This window comes from Desulfonatronum parangueonense, assembly GCF_054656975.1.
This window is the reverse complement of record NZ_BAAHXH010000003.1, coordinates 4355956-4372412: the sequence shown is the minus strand read 5'-3', so window position 1 is coordinate 4372412 and position 16457 is coordinate 4355956. Positions and strand designations below refer to the sequence as shown.

The window sequence follows — 16457 nt, the reverse complement described above, 5'->3', positions numbered from 1 at the left end:
TGCGGCAACGGCGTAATTGTGTAGAGACAAGGCATGCCTAGTCTCTACGGGGTGCCATGCATGGGACGGATGGGTGCGGTCAGGGCGCAATTGCGTAGAGACAAGGCATGCCTTGTCTCTACGGGATGCCATGCATGAGGCGGATGGGTGCGGTTAGGGCGCAATTGCGTAGAGACAAGGCATGCCTTGTCTCTACGGGGTGCCATGCATGGGACGGATGGGTGCGGTTAGGGCGCAATTGCGTAGAGACAAGGCGTGCCTTGTCTCTACGGGGTGCCATGCATGAGGCGGATGGGTGCGGATGTGGCGCGATCGTGTAGAGACAAGGCATGCCTTGTCTCTACGTGTTGCCGTGCCCGCCGCGATCCATCCAGGCCAGCATGGCCGGCGTGAAAAGCAATGTCAGCGGAGTGGCGATAATCAGGCCGCCGACGATGGCAGTGGACAGGGCCACCCAGTACTGGGTGGCCGGCGCGCCGAAGTAGATGTCCCGCGCCAGGAAGTCGATGGTCAGGCCGAGAACCATGGGTGAGAGGCCGAGAATCGTGGTCACCGCGGTCAGGACAACCGGACGCATTCGCTGGGCTCCCGTGCGCAGCGCCGCCTCCAGGGCTTCAAGGCCGCCGCGGCGCTCCCGGTTGTAGTGGTCGATGAGCACGATGTTGTTGTTGACCACGATTCCGGCCAAGGCCAGGATGCCGATCCCGCTCATCACGATGTTGAAGGGCTCCCCCCGAATCAGCAGGCCCAGCAGCACCCCGGCGGTGGAGAAGACGATGGCCGACATGACCAGCACCGCCTGCAACAGGCTGTTGAACTGGGTCACCAGGATCAAGAACATCAAGAAAATGGAAACCATGAAGGCCCCCAGGAGGAAATTGGCCGACTCGGCCTGATCCTCGGCCTGACCGCGCATAGCGAAATCCACGCCCTCCGGAAGCTCCTCCCGCTGCAAGGCCTGCTCGAGACGGCGGATCTGCTCGTTGACCTGGTAACCCGAGGCCGCGTCCGCCTCGATCCGATACGCTGGGCGGCCATTGATCCGGTTGATCACCCCCGTGGCCGGAGCCGGTTCCATGGACACGAAGTTGGTGATCGGCACCATGCCGCTGGCCGTCGGAACCCGCAGCCTGGCCAGTTCCTCCATGTTCCGGCGCTCCAGGGGAAAGCGCATCCGGATATCCACTTCCTCGTCGCTGTGGGCGGGCCGGTACACCCCCAGCACGACACCGGCGGTGAGCATCTGCACCGATTGCCCCAGCAGGAGCACGTTCGCCCCATACCGCGCGGCCTCCTCCCGGTCCACCAACAGTCGCAGTTCCACTCCCGGCACGGGCAGATCGTCCTGGACTTCGGCGTATCCTCCCAGTTCATCCATGAGTGTCCGCACCTGCCCCACCGCCTGAAACAGCATGGGACGTTGTTCGCCGCTCAGTTCGACCACGATGGGCAAACCCCGTGCAGGCCCTTGGCCCTCGTCGCGCACCAGGATCCGCAACCCGGGCAGATCACGGGTCCGATCCCGCACTTCAGCCGAAATTGTCGCGGCTTCAGGACGCCCGCGCCAGTCCAGCAGCTCGAGGCGGATCACGCCGATGACATCCGCCGGCAGATTCTGCTGCAGGCGCAACTGCTGGTCCGCGATGGTCTGGGTGTTCACGGCCTCGACTCCGTTCAGCCCAGTCAGCCGCTGCTCCACTTGGCGGACCAGATCGTCGGCCTCCCAGACCGAGAGATCGCCCCGTGCATGCACCCGGACCTGCAAGGTCTCCGGCTCGATGTCCGGAAAAAACTCCACTCCCCGCCCCAGCGCGCCGTAAAGCAGGTACAGACAGAAGACGAGGCCCACTCCGCCGAGAAGAGTGAGCAGGGGACGCCGGCAGCAGAAACCGAGCAGGGCGACATAGCGGGCCGTGACCTTGCCGGTGTTTTCATAATCTCCAGCTTCCGCCGCCTTGATCCGCCGGGATGTTTCATCATCGCCTTGCCTCCCCGGCCCGAGCACCTGGCCCAGCGCGGGCACGAACACCAGGGCCATGAGCAGCGATGCGAGCAGGGTGACGATGACCGTTGCCGGAAGATAGATGATGAATTCGCCGATCATTCCCGGCCAGAACAGCATGGGCACGAAAACCGCGATGCTGGTCGCGGCGGCGCTGATGATGGGCCATGCCATGCGCTGCGCGGCGAGCAGAAAGGCTTCCCGGCGATCACGCCCCTCCTTGATGAACCTGTCGGCCAATTCCACCACCACGATGGCGCCGTCCACCAGCATTCCGACCACGAGAATCAGGGCGAACAGAACGACGATATTCAGAGTAAAGCCCATGGCGTAGATCACCAGGATGCCGGTCAAAAACGCTCCCGGCACGGCCACCGCCACCAGCAGGGCCGCGCGCAGGCCCATTACGGCAATGACCGTCAGGGAAACGAGAAGCACCGCGATGATCACGGTGTTTTCCAGATCGCCGAGGAGATCTTGAATCTGCTCGGCCTGGTTCTGGAGCAGGGTCACCCGCAACGCCTCGGGCCAGGCCTGCCGCGCCTGCTCCAGTTCTTGCAGTACCGCGTCCACCGTGTCCAGCACGTTGGCGCCGGTCCGGGGACGAACATCCAGGGTCAGGGCTGGCTCTCCGTCGATGCGGGCGAAACGCTCCGGATCAACGAAACCTTCCCGGACCTCGGCCACGTCATTGACCGTGATCACGATGCCCTCTTCCACCCGCACGGCGATGTTGCGTACGTCCGCCATGTTCTCGATGGTTCCGGGAACGATGATCCCGATCCGTCCCGCGCCGGCATGCACCGAACCGGCGGGCACGAGCTGGTTGTTTCGTTCCACGGCGCCGGCCAGTTCCTGGAACGAAATCTGGTAGGTCTCCATCATGGTCGGGTCGACCAGGATCTCCATGACCTCGTCCCGTTCGCCGATGATGTCCACCTGCAGCACGCCGTCGATGCCTTCCAGGCGGTCGCGCAGGTTCCGGGAGATCTGGAGCAGGGAACGCTCTTCCAGGGGCCCGGAAAGAACGATGCTCAGGATGGGGAACAGGTCCAGATTGACCTCGTTGACCACCGGCTGCTCCGCCCCTGCGGGGAGTTCCGGAGCAGCCACGTCCACGGCCTGCTGAACGTCCAGCATGGCGGTCCGGCTCTCGAAACCGGGCAGGAACTCGAGGCGGATGATCCCGAACCCCTCTCCGGCATTGGAAATCATCTCGTCGAGTCCGGCCAGCTGCTGGAGTTCGCGCTCCAGAGGCTGGAGCAGAAGGCGTTCCGAGTCTTCCGCGGACACGCCTGGATAGGCCACGGTGACGAAGAAAATCGGGATGTCGATGTCCGGCGCGGCCTCTTTCGGAGCAATGACGTAGGCCGCGCCTCCGGCGGTCAGCAGAAACAGGTGCAACAACAGCAGCGTGCGGTTGCGGCTCAGGAGCCCGGCGAGAATCGCATTCATGGAGCCGGAGTCTCCACGGCTTCATTCTCGTGCCTGAGGTGCTCATCCTCGGAATGGGGAATCACCTCTTCACCGGCCCGGACAAAGCCCTGCCCCACGGTAATGATGCGGGACCGCTCCGGCAGTCCCGTGACCCAGACCCCTTCTCGCCCGGCGCGCACGACTTCGATGACGTGGAAGCGCACTGTGTCGTCATCGTCCACGGTCTTCACGCCGATCCGGCCGTCATCATCCAGCCCGATTACCGCGGGCGAGACCTGATGCGCAAGCACTTCCTCGGTAGGAATCTCCACCTCGGCGCTGGTTCCGGCCGGGAGTCTCTGATCCGGATTCGGCACCTCGACCTCGATGCGGAAGGTGCGGGTGGCCGGGTCAGCCAGGGTGCTGACAAAGGTCACTTCGCCCTCCACCGTGCCGTGCCGCAACACGTTGACCCGGGCCGGCAGCCCCACCGTGACCCGGCCGATGCTGTGCTGCGGCACCTGGACCATGGCCCGCAGGGGATCATTGTCCACGATCCGGGCCACCTCGTCTCCGGTGGAGACGAAATCCCCCCGCTCGGCAACGCGCTGATCAATCCGTCCGGCGATGGGAGCCCGGATCCTGGTGCGGCCGATCTCCTCTTCGATGGCAGCCAGATCCGATTGCGCGGCTTCCATTTCCGCCGTTGCCGTTTCCAGTTGGATCTCCGCCTCGAAGCCGTCGGCCACTAGCTGTCGCGTGGCCTGGAGCTGTTTTTCGGCCACGTTCAGCCTTGCCTGGGCCTGGCGCAATTGCGCGCGGCGCTCGCTGACCTCGAGCTGGGCCAGCATGTCACCCACTTCCACGGCAGCACCGAGCTGAACATGCCAGTTCTCGATGCGCCCGCCCGTTTCCGCGCGAACCATGACCACCTGTTCCGGTTGCAGATCCCCGTGCAGGACCAGAAGCCGCTCCACCGGCTGTGCATCCATCTGCCGCACGGCCACGGTGGTTCTTCGCTCCACCGGCCCCACCTCCTGCTCAGCTTCCTCCTCGCGAAAAAACACTCCGCTGGCGATCCAGACGATCACCAGGACAAGAATGCCGACGATCACCCATGTCTTCAGCCCTCCCGGAACCTTGTTCATCATCTTGTCCGCCTTCAATCCGCCTTCTGTCGTCCCGGTCATGTATTCCAGAGACGATAACCGCTCCTTGATCCTGGTTTATCAACAAATCCGGCAACTATTCGGCACACGCTCTTTCTCCGGCAATCGGAATCGGGGTCGGGGTCGGAATCGGTTTCGAAAACACTGGATGCCCTTCCACATGGCTCCGTTTCGATACCGATCCCGATACCGATCCCGATACCGATACAGACCCCGATTCCGGGCCAAACCAGCAACAGCATTCGTCTCGCTGAGTAGTTACCAAATGCGTGACTACTGGCATCTTTCATGATCAGACACGGAGTGTTCCGGCTGGTCTCGATTTTTCGGCCTCGCCTGTCTGACTGAGCCAGGATTCGTTCATCCGGCACCTATCCCTCGAGCGATTATGTATTTCATATTCCTTGTTCGGCGTAGCGGGATAGGTGCCGGATGCTACGAAGCCGGACGAAGGAGTTGTGAGGCTTAAAAATCGAGACCAGCCGGAACGAAGCTGAATAGTACACGAATCCAAACATATTTCAGCAATTCATCCTTCAAACGTCATCATCTCCCTGTGGTTGTCAAGAAGAACAGTCTTCATCGCCACTGATGCGCTGCATTTGATGGATGATCAATAAAAGAACGCCCGCTGCAGAATTGCTGCACCGGGCGTTAAAAATGGTTGGCTCCTTGTCGAATATTCCGGCATCGCATTGATCAGGTAGAGACGGACTTCTTTGCCGGCAAAGTCAAAACGGACTTCGGGCAATGACGAGCGTGTGCCGGGATTACCTGACCTGTGAGGTCAAATCAAAGATCGGCCCCATGACCGCCAGAACGAGAAAGCCCACCAGCAGCCCTAAAGCCAGGATCAAAGCCGGTTCCACCAGGGCGGCAAAGCGTTTCAAGGTGGCGTCGGTTTCACGTTCAAGCAGTTTGCCCAGACGCTCCAGAAACGAACCAAGCCCTCCGGCAGCCCTCCCGGCACTGATCGCGGTTAAAAAAACATCTGGATAGATGCCCTGCCTGGACAGCACTTCATCCAACGGCTGGCCCGTGGACACTTCCCGGGCAGCCTGGGACATTTTTTCTCGAAAAAAAAGCGAACCCACTCCGCGAGACGAACTTTCCAGCGCCTGAACCAAGGGAATGCCGGCCTGCAATTGAAAAGCGACAAGACCGGAAAATCGAGCCAGCACCCCTTTCTGAACCACGGACAGCCGCCAAAAGAGCCTGTCCAAACGCATTCGCCAGCCGGGTCTGCGTTTGTAGGCCAGGACGGACATCCATGCCGCGCCTCCTAACCCTAGCGCAAGCAGCAATCCCCAGGATTCCATCCACGCTCCGACACTCAGAAGCACTCGCGTATCCCAGGACAATTCTCCCGCGGAAGAAGTCACGATGTCGGCAATCCGTGGAAGAACCCGGGACAGCAGGAAAAAGACAGCGCCTAGGCCTATGACCAAAATTGTTAAAGGATATCCGAGAGAGGTAAGCAACCGTTCTCGAAATTCCCGTCTCCCTTCCTCGTAACGGGCGATTCGCTCCAGCACCTCGCCCAGTCGCCCAACCTGCTCCGCGACATGGACCATGGCCGCATATACGGGAGAAATGATCGCTGGATGATCCTGCAGGGCCTCGGAAAAAGCCTGCCCACCCACCACCGCGTCTCGGATCTGGAGCCAGAATCCGGCGGCATGACCAGTGGATGTCCTCGCCAGAAGATCCAGGCTTTGCGCCAGTGATCCGCCTCCCTGGAGCATCATTCCCAGAGAATAGAAGGCTTCATCCAGCCGGATACGATGCAGCCAGGCACCTGGAGCAAGGCGGGCGCGCAACGAACCGATGCGGACGCCTCCGGCAAGCCCGAGTTGAAGGGGCAGCAGACCCTGCTCCTGAATTTTTCCATAGGCCGCCGTACGGCTTTCAGCCTCACACAGTCCCTTGCGCTGAGTACCCTGACGATCCAGGGCAACATATTGGAATGTCGGCAATGGTTGTCCTTGTTGAATTGTCGTGAACGGATCAACAACCCAAAACTGGTAACTACTCAGCTAATACTGCTGTTGCTGAGTTCGGCGTGGTATCTGGATCGGGGTCGGGGTCGGTATCGAAAACGAGGTCAAGTTGGGGCGCTCAAATGTCTCGATACCGATACCGATTCCGACCCCGATACCTATACCGATTTTCGCTGGAAGAGTGTACAACGAGTGCTGAAGAGTTAACCAAATCGTAACTATTCAGTTCATTCGAAGGGTGGTCATTCACCTGCACTGGATTCCGGCTTTCGCCGGAATGACTTATCATGGCAAGCTGCATCTATACAGTCATACCGGCGAACGCCGGTATCCAGATCTTTTTCGCGGATTTGCTGAATAGATACACCAAATCGATATTAAGACCGATTGCGATTTCGATTGCGATTTCGATTTGGAAAAACACGGATCATACACGAAATGAGCTAAGCCCATTGACTGAGAGCGCGGCCCGCATCTCCCTCTTTATCGAAATCGAAACTCCTCACAATCAATATTTCCATCAACCCCTGTACGGCTAAGCCACGCCTTCGTTATCTTTAGTGTACTGACGAAGCCGATTCTGCCCGCTCGGAGTTCGGATGTCCATCCTCCGGGCATTCACGCGCCGGCAAATGCCCATGGCTCCATGGGGAAGCAATTCAAAAGTCGGCACTTGCCGTGCCGCATGTTGTGCAGTAAAAGCCCATAAGCCGGAAGTGTCCTTTCAGTTACGCAAACGGACCATTTCCTTCATTTGTCCATTGGGACAGATCCACTTTCAACAAAAAAGAATATGCCACACAAAGAAACCAATCAATCAATTCGGAATATCGCCATTATCGCCCACGTCGATCACGGCAAAACGACCCTGGTGGATGCACTGTTCAGACAAAGCGGATTGTTCCGGGAAGGTCAGGAAGTTGCCGAACGGATCATGGATTCCATGGATCTGGAACGGGAGAGGGGCATCACCATCGCGGCGAAAAATTGTGCCGTGCTTTGGAAAGACGTCAAGATCAACATCATCGACACCCCAGGACACGCTGATTTCGGCGGTGAAGTGGAACGTTCCCTGTCCATGGCCGACGGCGCCGTGCTTCTGGTGGATTCCTCAGAGGGGCCCTTGCCCCAGACACGCTTCGTGCTCAAAAAGACGCTTGAATCAAAATTGAAAGTCATCGTGGTGATCAACAAGATTGATCGCCAGGATGCCCGCGTCGCGGAAGTGCTGAATGAAATCTATGATTTGTTCATCGACCTCGACGCCACGGAAGATCAGTTGGATTTCCCGGTGCTCTATGCGATTGCCCGGGACGGCATTGCCAAGCATGACCTGGCCGATCCTGACGAGAACCTGCATCCCCTCTTGGATACGATCCTCGATACAATCCCCGGGCCGACTTATGATCCAAGCATGCCTTTTCAAATGCTGGTTTCCGACTTGGGATATTCCGACTATCTTGGGAGATTGGCCATCGGACGGGTGATAAATGGAAGTGCGAAACAGAACGAACAACTGATCTGCATTGACGCAGCTGAGGAACAGCTTCCATTGCGGGTGACCAAGCTGCAGACATATTCCGGCCTTTCCCTGCAGGACGTCAAGGAAGTGGGCCCTGGCGACATCGCTGTCCTGGCCGGGATTGAAAATGTGGCCATCGGCGACACCATCTGCACCAAGGCCGAGCCTTCAGCGCTCAAACGGATTACCGTGGATGAACCCACCGTGGCCATGAAATTTTCTATCAACACCTCTCCTTTAGCCGGACGGGAAGGTAAGTTCGTTCAGTCCCGCAAGATCTGGGAACGATTGGTCAAGGAATCCCTCAGCAATGTGGCGATCCGAATCGAGGAGACCGAGGACAGGGACAGCTTCGTGATCAAGGGACGCGGAGAATTCCAAATGGCCATTCTCGTGGAAACCATGCGCCGGGAAGGTTACGAACTCAGTGTCGGTCGTCCGGAAGTCATCTACAAATATGTGGACGGGAAACGCCTGGAACCCATGGAGCACCTTTTTATCGACTGCGAGGAGGTTTTTCTCGGTGTGGTCACGGAAAAACTCTCCATTCGGAAAGGGCGCATGTCCAACCTTGTGAATCGGGGAACCGGACGGGTCCGGGTGGAATTCTCAATTCCTTCCAGGGGGTTGATCGGTTACCGTGATGAATTCTTGACCGACACGAAGGGAACCGGGGTCATGAACTCTTACTTTTCCGGTTATGAGGAGTACCGGGGAGACTTTCCCACGCGGTTTATGGGATCAATCGTCTCGGACAGGGCTGGAACCGCCGTGCCCTACGCATTATTCAATCTGGAACCCAGGGGAAGACTTTTCATTTCTCCCGGAGAACCAGTCTACGAAGGGATGATCGTCGGGGAACACAATCGGGAGAGCGACTTGAACGTCAATCCCTGCAAGGAAAAAAAGCTCACCAACATGCGGGCCTCGGGAAAGGATGAAGCAGTCATCCTGACGCCTGTACTGCCGTTGACTCTGGAGTGGGCGTTGCACTTCATTCGCGAAGACGAACTCGTTGAGGTGACTCCGCATTCCATTCGTTTGCGCAAGTCCGTATTGTCCGCATCCAAGCGTCATGTCATGGGCGGATCAAAATAATGCAAATGAGTGGGGATTGCCGCTCAGATTGCTTTTAAGCGGAGAGTGAGGGGGGACGGGCCGAGGCGGAACACTGCAACCGCCCCCTTGCAAGAGGCTATTTTTCGCGAAAAACGATTCGCCCCTTGGTCAGGTCATATGGGGACAACTGAACCCGAACCTTGTCTCCGGGCAAAATCCGAATTCGGAATTTTCTCATCTTTCCACAAAGATGCCCAAGGATTTTATGTCCGGTTTCCAGTTCTACGGAAAAAAGGGTGCTGGGCAAAGCCTCCTGGACCACCCCGCTCATTTCAATACATTCTTCCTTGGCCATAGGCCCTCCTTAGGTAAAAGATAAAAAGTTGCGCAAATTCAGTGCCCTGAACCGGCAACACTCAGCAAAAATCCGGCTCATGCCGCTCGGGCGTGATGGCGGAAGATCAGTGGCAAATTTTCCACCGGCCCTGAAGCGGGAATGCCGGCCTCAGACATCAAGCACAAAGCCATAAGCTCGGTTACCATTTAATTACTTCTTGATGCATTGCAAGCATAAAAAAGCCCCGCCCTCACGAAGATAGAGGACAGGGCTTCGTAAGGCCTTATCTATCCAGAAATCGGGTTGCCACTACCAGCGCTTGGACTGACGGTTTCTGTCGCCATACCCACCGCCGCCGGGACGGGGAGAACGTTCCTGGGCTTCATTAATGCGCAGGCTGCGACCTTGAAAATCTTTTCCGTCCAGTGCTTCCTGGGCGGAACGAGCTCCGGCTTCGTTCATCTCGACAAACCCGAAACCTCGCGGGCGTCCAGTTTCTCGATCACTGATCAGGGCTACGGAAAGAACCTCGCCGTAAGCGGAGAAAAGATCACGGACATCATCTTCCTGAGCGGTAAAGGGCAAATTCCCAACATACAACTTACTTGACATGCGAATGACTCCAAAAGGGGTTGGGGCAATTTTTTCCTGATCTTTCCGAATCCGAGCCGCCTCGGTGTCCAGAACTGAACGAGATTCTTGCCGGTGCAAATTGAAAACAAAAAAATAATTTGCGTTTATATATTTGTCAACTTATTTTTTTCCTTCGAGATGCAAAACTGTTTCCCCGGCAGCAACCTCTGCTGCGCGTTCTGACCTCAAGAATGGAATTGATCAAAGATAACGCCCATGAGCACGCCCCGCCCTCCTCTTTCAGCCCAGTTGGTGCTTTCCCTGTTCAGCTCTCGATGGGAGATGTTCTGGCCTGATCTCATCCCGACGCTGGAAAAGTTTCTGGGCCCCCTGGAATCATCCGGCACTCCCATACCCTTTGCGGAGACAACCTACTATGAGACTGAGTTCGGCACTCCGCTGCAGCGCAGGCTGCTGGCCTTTGAACAGCTGGTCCCCCAGGAACGGCTTCGGGAAATCAAGCTCTGGTCGCACGAACTGGAACAAGAATACCTTCACGATGATCAACGCCTGTTCAATCTCGATCCGGGATTGTTGACCCAGGAGCGTTTTGTTCTGGCAACCGGAAAAAATTTTACCCACCGCATCTACCTTGGCGACGGAGTCTTTGCCGATTTGACGCTCATTTATCAGGCAGGTCGCTGGCGGACATTGCCCTGGACGTTTCGCGACTACGCAGCTCCTCCACTGCAGAATCAATTGACGCAATTGCGACGGAGGTACAGGACAAAGCTCGGCATTATCGGCAAATCTCCTGACATAACCACATGAATCCTACCCGGGCATGACATGAGGCAATTGCTCAATAAGGTCGGGCAATAACCACCGCTGGCTCCTTGCTGCCTGGATTCCGGCTTTCGCCGGAATGACGGAACGGCGTACAATATTGACGAGTCCCTTCGTCCGTCACCCCTGTGTAGGCCGGGTTCCATGTGTTTACGCGTGGTTCAGCTGCCAGGAGTTATTGGGAGTTACGGATCGAGCCGCAAACCCAGATTGACAGCAGCCAATTTCCGGGACAAAATTTAATTTTTTTGAGCAACTATTCAGCAAACCTTGATCCTGGGTTTGGAACTCGTTCCATTTTCTTTAACGCACTCGATACTTGAGGATTTTGAAAAACACATGCACGACATTCGCAGAGCCATGGGTCGGCGGCAAACCAGGGAAACGACAATCAAACTTGATTTGGTTCTTGACGGTTCAGGATCGACGCAGATTCAAACCGGAATCGGTTTTGCCGATCACATGCTTCATCTACTTTGCTTCTGGGCGGACTTTGATCTCGATCTGACCTGTACTGGCGATCTGCACATCGACACCCATCACAGCCTGGAAGATATTGGATTAACGCTCGGCGCCTCCCTGCAGGACGCTCTCGGCGACAAAGCCGGCATCGCCCGTTTGGGATCGGCCATTGTTCCCATGGACGAGGCTTTGGTTGAGGCAGTGGTGGATCTTTCCGGGCGGCCTTACCTTGTTTACAATGATGATCCCTTGCCGGCCATGATTGCCGGGGATGAAAAAGACATCTGGCGTGAATTTTTTAAATCCCTGGCTCAGGAAGCACGAATGAATCTGCATATTACGTATCGTTACGGCCGAAATGGCCACCATTTCGTGGAAGGCGCCTTCAAGGCTGTGGGCATGGCTCTGCGCCAAGCTGTCTCCAGGACTCGTACCGGTGTGCCGAGCACCAAAGGAAGTTGTTGAAAATGCGCATTTGGACCGTTGCCAACATTTGTCTGTGGTGCCTTATCCTGTTTTTGAGCGCCTGTGCTCCCCGGCCTGCAGTTCCACAGTTGCCGGCCGAACAAACCCTTGCTGTAGCCGGATTTCACCAACCCCTCGAAGGCTGGCAACTGCTCTCCACCTCCAGAGCTGACCAGACAAGCACCTTGTCCCCCGCACTGCTGGGCGAACTGGACACCATGCTCGTCGAGCTGCTTGGTGAAAATGATATCCGCGCTTTTCTTGGAACAGAGGCGACCAGGCAGTGTGAGGAACTTGTTTTGTCCGGCATCAATACTGAACGTGGCGGAATCTCGGGCCTGCGGTACTGGATGGATGTCGGCGCGTGTACCCGTGCGGATTACCTGCTGGTCCCGCAGATCCTGGAATGGCGTGAACGTGAGGGTGGAGAATGGGGTGTGACCGAACCTGGCCGGGTTGTCCTGGAGCTGACTTTGTTGAATATCCCGAACCAGAGGATTGCCCAGCGTTTCAAATATGATGAACGGCAACGCTCCTTGAGCGAGGACCTCCTGCAAGCCGACAGGTTTTTTCGGCGCGGCGGCAAGTGGTTGCCCACTAAAGAACTCGTGCGGGACGGACTGCGTGAAGGACTCCGGGAGATGGGACTATGATCCTTTTTCCCGCCGTGGATATCAAGAATGGGCAATGTGTTCGCCTGCGTCAGGGCCGAGCCGATGACGTTACCGTCTTTTCACCTGACCCCGCGGCCATGGCTCGGCATTGGGTGGAACTGGGCGCGCGATGGCTTCACCTGGTGGATCTGGATGGTGCTTTTGACGGCCTGCCTGTCAACTTCGACTTGATCAAGCGGATTTGCGGCCAGATTTCTGTTCCGGTCCAGCTTGGCGGCGGGATTCGCGACATGGATACCGCACGCAAATATCTTGACGCCGGGGTGCGACGTCTGATCATCGGAACCATGGCTCTGGAAGATCCCGATGCTTTCGCCGCGCTGTGCTCGGCACTGCCCGGCCGGGTCGGGGTGTCTCTGGATGCCGTGGATTCAGCATTGAAAACAAAAGGTTGGGTAGACGACGCAGGGCTGACCATCAACCAGGTGCTGCCGCGGCTGGAGAGCCAGGGTGCGGCTTTCATCATCTACACGGACATCAGCCGGGACGGAATGCACAGCGGAGTCAACCTTGCGGCCATGGAGCATCTCGTCCGTTCAACCCAGATCCCGGTCATCGCTGCCGGCGGCGTCACTAGGCTGGAGGACGTTCAGCTTCTCCAGCCTTTGGCTTTCCAGGGTCTGGAAGGGATAATTACCGGAAGAGCAATATATGAAGGCACCCTTGATTTCAAAGCCGCCATGGGGTGGATTGAGCAGCAGGAATCTGGGTCAGCATGACTATTAAAGAGAGTGTGAAACACGAAGGAGTTGCGTATGGCCACGATCAAAGTCACGGGCATGTCCTGCCAACACTGTGTCAATGCCGTAACAAAGGCATTAAGCGGAATTGACGGCATCCAGGACGTTCAGGTTTCTCTGGAAAAAAGCCAGGCCGATTTCACGGAAACAAAACCTGTTTCACGAGACGTCATTCGTGAGGCCTTGAAAAAAGCAGGTCACGATCTGGGTTGATCCCGCACGACCTGCAAGGTGTTCAACAAAAAAAGCCATCCGTTCAGGATGGCTTTTTTTGTTGACGTTGACGGCATGAAGAGAGCTTCCGACATTCTCTTCACAAAGCTGAATAACACTACAGCGACACATCCATTTCCATCGTCTGACCGAGTTGTTTAACCACTGGGCACACGGGGCACACGGAGGAAAGAAACTGGATTTTTACGGAAAATGTTCTCCGTGCCCCCCGTGATTAATCTTCAGCGTTTCGGTTGTTTCTCAAAATGTCGTTGTAGTGACAATCTTTTATGCGTAAATGACATTGAAAGCAGCCAGGTGCCGGGCAAACCCTGATGGCGGCTCATACAGGCCGGACAGCCATTTTTCAGGCCATGCCCCTTCACCATGCATGGCTCCTATCAACGTGCCGAGAACTGCGCCGCGATGACAGTTGTCGCCGCCGAGATTGGTGTTCACGACCAAGGCCATTTCCGGATCATCCTGGTACTTCCAAGCCAGGTAATATGTGAGCGGCAATGCTTTTTGCACATAGCAGGCCGTGCTGAACACGTTCATCGCCACCTCCGCATCGGGTTGCCGCGCCAATTCTTCAAACGGATGACCGCCAAACTGCATCAGGTTTTCCGGCCATTCCTGTTCCAGCGCCTGTCGAATATCCATGCCCTGCAGGATGGATTGCAACACTTGCACGAAACTGGCGAATGCATCTTTCATCAACTGCCCGGGATGGGTCAGTTCCATATGCTGTTGTCCGAGATCCAAGGCCTTTTGCGGTTGATCGTGAAAATACAGCAGGATTGGAATGGGCAGGCACAGTCCGCCAATATGCTTTTCGTCCGGCGCTACGACCTTGTCCTTCTTGTTCCGGGTTGCCCAGACCTTGAAAAACTCCCGATGGCACTCCTCAACATAGGTATCGCGGTGATTTCCCGGTCGCGTCATGAAGGAGACATAACGCTCGACATAGCGATCCAGAATGTCCTCCTCGTCCTCAAGGAGCAAGTCCATGAGGACCCGGTTCAATTTCATGTTCAGGGTGTTTTCCCCGGCTTGCAGGAACTGATGATAATGCACACCCCGCTCACCCCAGAACATGGCCTGATTGTGCAGGATGTCCGTCTCCGGACTGGGCGGACGATAGCGTGAACGCCAGAGCAGACTGTCCGGGTGGGGATTGCGGGGTTGTTGATAGCCTTGCACCAGGCCGTAGTCCTTTGTCAGCGCGAAAGTGTCGTAATACCAGTGTACCGGCATGGCCAGGGCATCAGCAATGTGCGCGCCGTATATCGCTCCGGAAAGGCGTGAGTTGATCTCCGGGACATGTTTCAGCATGGCATTATCCTTTGTAAAAGGTGATGAATATCATACTTCTTTCCTTGATAAGACCGGAACCTGAAAGGTCAATCCTCGCTACGGATCGGCATGAGTGAAAAGCATGCCTTCCTGTCGCGAGTTGAAGATCTTTCAAGCCCGGCAAATCAGAGATTGGTCGGCTTATAACAATGCCCGCGCTCACGCCGCCGCCAAAAAAAAGGCCCCTCTGACGACTGCAGAGGGGCCTTGGTTGATTCATGCAAAATTAAAAAGTTATTCGATATCGGAAGTCGGGGGCTGAAACTCGGGCAATGGCTGCCCGTTCTTGAAATGATGCGCCCCTGGAGTTTCGCGGATCAGGACATAAATATATTCCCGTGGCGCACCAATGGTTTCGTGCACCACGCGAGTGATTTCCCGAGCCAGGGCTTGCTTTTGCTCCGGGGTCCGACCTGCGCGGATATCACATTGAATGACAGGCATGCGCTTGCTCCTTGGTATCTACTCAGCAATTCACGGCTCAGGGATACGTCCCCGGAAGCTCAATACTCCACGACTATGTCGTGGAAAGGGGTTGATCCGGTTCCGCCTCGGCTTCCAGATCCATGCTGGAGATCTTGGTGAGACCAAGGAGGATGGGACTGGCGATGAAAATTGAAGAAAATGTTCCAATGGCGATCCCTATGAACAAGGCCAGCGCAAAATCATGAATCACCCCGCCACCGAACAGAACCAGGCAGAGTACGACCATCAACGTCGTGCCGGAGGTGAGAATCGTCCGGCTCATGGTCTGGTTGATGCTCAGGTTGATCACGCTGAACAAGGTCATGTCCACCTTGTCGCGAATATTCTCGCGGATCCGGTCGTAGATGACGATGGTGTCATTGAGTGAATATCCAAGAATGGTCAGGAAGGCAGCGATGATGGCCAGATCCAGTTCCTTGTTCAACAGGGAAAAGATGCCGAAGGTGATGAACACGTCATGGATCAGGGCAACCACGGCTCCAAGAGCGTATGAAAGTTTCAGCTTCCAGCACAAGGCCACGGTGATGATCAATGCGGCCAGGACAAGCAGTTCCATGGGCAGGCCGATCCAGCGCAATACGGCGATGCCTCCGGCAAGCCCCGCGGCCATGATCACGGCGGGAAACCATCGTTTTTCGAACCGACCGGAAATGTATATCGCAATCAGCAAAACGGCGTAGAAAAGCGCCTCCATGGCCTGGGCGCGCAAATCCGCGCCAACCCTGGGACCGACCATTTCAAGGCGCTGGATCTCGTGGCCGACACCAGGCAGATTTTGCTCCAGTCTGGCGCTGATGTCTCTGCGGACAATGTCGGATGACAAGTCAGTAGCCGATGTTCTGACCAGAAACTCATTATCCTGGACTGTACCGAAGCGCTGAATCCCCAGACCGGGGAGATCAATCCCCTGGAGGGCCTGTTGAACCTGGCCCACCTCCATCTGCTGATCAAACTTCAGCTGAATGATCATGCCTCCGGAAAAGTCAATTCCGTATTGGGGACCGCCCTTGATCACCAGCGAAATGATGCTGACGAGAATCAAAAACCCGGAAAACAGAAACGCCGCGTAGCGCAGCTTCAGAAAATTGATCCGGGTATCCGGACGAATAATTTGCAGACCCATGCTCTCACTTCTCC

The 16457-nt window shown here is 56.5% G+C and carries 14 protein-coding genes; 6 read left to right on the top strand and 8 right to left on the bottom strand.

Annotation, left to right across the window (positions count from 1 at the left end):
* Positions 1-340: 340 nt before the first annotated feature.
* The 3 genes from ACYQ15_RS19505 to ACYQ15_RS19495 all read right to left on the bottom strand — a co-directional run bounded on the left by ACYQ15_RS19505 (position 341) and on the right by ACYQ15_RS19495 (position 6563).
* Positions 341-3457, bottom strand: a complete 3117-nt coding sequence (locus ACYQ15_RS19505) for an efflux RND transporter permease subunit (RefSeq protein WP_459939156.1) — start codon at positions 3455-3457, stop codon at positions 341-343.
* Positions 3454-4608 carry an efflux RND transporter periplasmic adaptor subunit gene (locus tag ACYQ15_RS19500; protein ID WP_459939155.1) on the bottom strand — a complete coding sequence of 385 codons (1155 nt, stop codon included), beginning with the start codon at positions 4606-4608 and terminating at the stop codon, positions 3454-3456. Before ACYQ15_RS19500 ends, ACYQ15_RS19505 begins: the two co-directional genes overlap by 4 nt.
* A 749-nt stretch (positions 4609-5357) precedes the next feature.
* The gene (locus ACYQ15_RS19495) at positions 5358-6563 is read right to left on the bottom strand and encodes a type II secretion system F family protein (protein WP_459939154.1); all 1206 of its coding nucleotides are present in this window, start codon (positions 6561-6563) and stop codon (positions 5358-5360) included.
* 817 nt (positions 6564-7380) lie between these two features.
* On the opposite strand from ACYQ15_RS19495, the gene typA reads away from it, so the two are divergent.
* Complete coding sequence (gene typA / locus ACYQ15_RS19490; RefSeq protein WP_459939153.1) at positions 7381-9207, top strand: translational GTPase TypA; 1827 nt, start codon at positions 7381-7383, stop codon at positions 9205-9207.
* Positions 9208-9304: 97 nt separating this feature from the next.
* Here the strand turns inward: typA and infA are convergent, their stop codons facing one another.
* Both infA and ACYQ15_RS19480 read right to left on the bottom strand, forming a co-directional pair.
* Positions 9305-9523: a translation initiation factor IF-1 gene (gene infA, locus ACYQ15_RS19485; RefSeq protein ID WP_092122798.1), complete on the bottom strand. Its 219-nt coding sequence runs from the start codon at positions 9521-9523 to the stop codon at positions 9305-9307.
* A 291-nt stretch (positions 9524-9814) separates the two neighbouring features.
* The gene (locus ACYQ15_RS19480; protein ID WP_459939152.1) at positions 9815-10117 is read right to left on the bottom strand and encodes an RNA recognition motif domain-containing protein; all 303 of its coding nucleotides are present in this window, start codon (positions 10115-10117) and stop codon (positions 9815-9817) included.
* Between the two features lie 237 nt (positions 10118-10354).
* Between ACYQ15_RS19480 and ACYQ15_RS19475 the strand changes: the two genes are divergently transcribed.
* The 5 genes from ACYQ15_RS19475 (at position 10355) to ACYQ15_RS19455 (ending at position 13478) form a co-directional block, all read left to right on the top strand.
* A complete protein-coding gene (locus ACYQ15_RS19475; protein WP_459939151.1) occupies positions 10355-10909 on the top strand; it encodes a DUF4416 family protein in 555 nt (184 codons plus the stop codon).
* Positions 10910-11263: 354 nt separating this feature from the next.
* Positions 11264-11851, top strand: a complete 588-nt coding sequence (hisB, locus tag ACYQ15_RS19470) for an imidazoleglycerol-phosphate dehydratase HisB (RefSeq protein WP_459939150.1) — start codon at positions 11264-11266, stop codon at positions 11849-11851.
* A gap of 89 nt (positions 11852-11940) precedes the next feature.
* The gene (locus ACYQ15_RS19465) at positions 11941-12504 is read left to right on the top strand and encodes a hypothetical protein (protein ID WP_459939149.1); all 564 of its coding nucleotides are present in this window, start codon (positions 11941-11943) and stop codon (positions 12502-12504) included.
* Positions 12501-13244, top strand: a complete 744-nt coding sequence (hisA, locus tag ACYQ15_RS19460) for a 1-(5-phosphoribosyl)-5-[(5-phosphoribosylamino)methylideneamino]imidazole-4-carboxamide isomerase (protein ID WP_459939148.1) — start codon at positions 12501-12503, stop codon at positions 13242-13244. The genes ACYQ15_RS19465 and hisA overlap by 4 nt, the downstream gene beginning before the upstream one ends.
* A gap of 36 nt (positions 13245-13280) precedes the next feature.
* The gene (locus ACYQ15_RS19455; protein WP_459939147.1) at positions 13281-13478 is read left to right on the top strand and encodes a heavy-metal-associated domain-containing protein; all 198 of its coding nucleotides are present in this window, start codon (positions 13281-13283) and stop codon (positions 13476-13478) included.
* A 288-nt stretch (positions 13479-13766) separates the two neighbouring features.
* Here ACYQ15_RS19455 and ACYQ15_RS19450 read toward each other — a convergent pair whose 3' ends face one another.
* The 3 genes from ACYQ15_RS19450 to secF all read right to left on the bottom strand — a co-directional run bounded on the left by ACYQ15_RS19450 (position 13767) and on the right by secF (position 16443).
* A complete protein-coding gene (locus tag ACYQ15_RS19450; protein ID WP_459939146.1) occupies positions 13767-14813 on the bottom strand; it encodes an ADP-ribosylglycohydrolase family protein in 1047 nt (348 codons plus the stop codon).
* 255 nt (positions 14814-15068) lie between these two features.
* Positions 15069-15296, bottom strand: a complete 228-nt coding sequence (locus tag ACYQ15_RS19445; RefSeq protein WP_459939624.1) for a tautomerase family protein — start codon at positions 15294-15296, stop codon at positions 15069-15071.
* A gap of 55 nt (positions 15297-15351) precedes the next feature.
* Positions 15352-16443 carry a protein translocase subunit SecF gene (secF, locus tag ACYQ15_RS19440; protein WP_459939145.1) on the bottom strand — a complete coding sequence of 364 codons (1092 nt, stop codon included), beginning with the start codon at positions 16441-16443 and terminating at the stop codon, positions 15352-15354.
* Between the last annotated feature and the right edge of the window lie 14 nt (positions 16444-16457).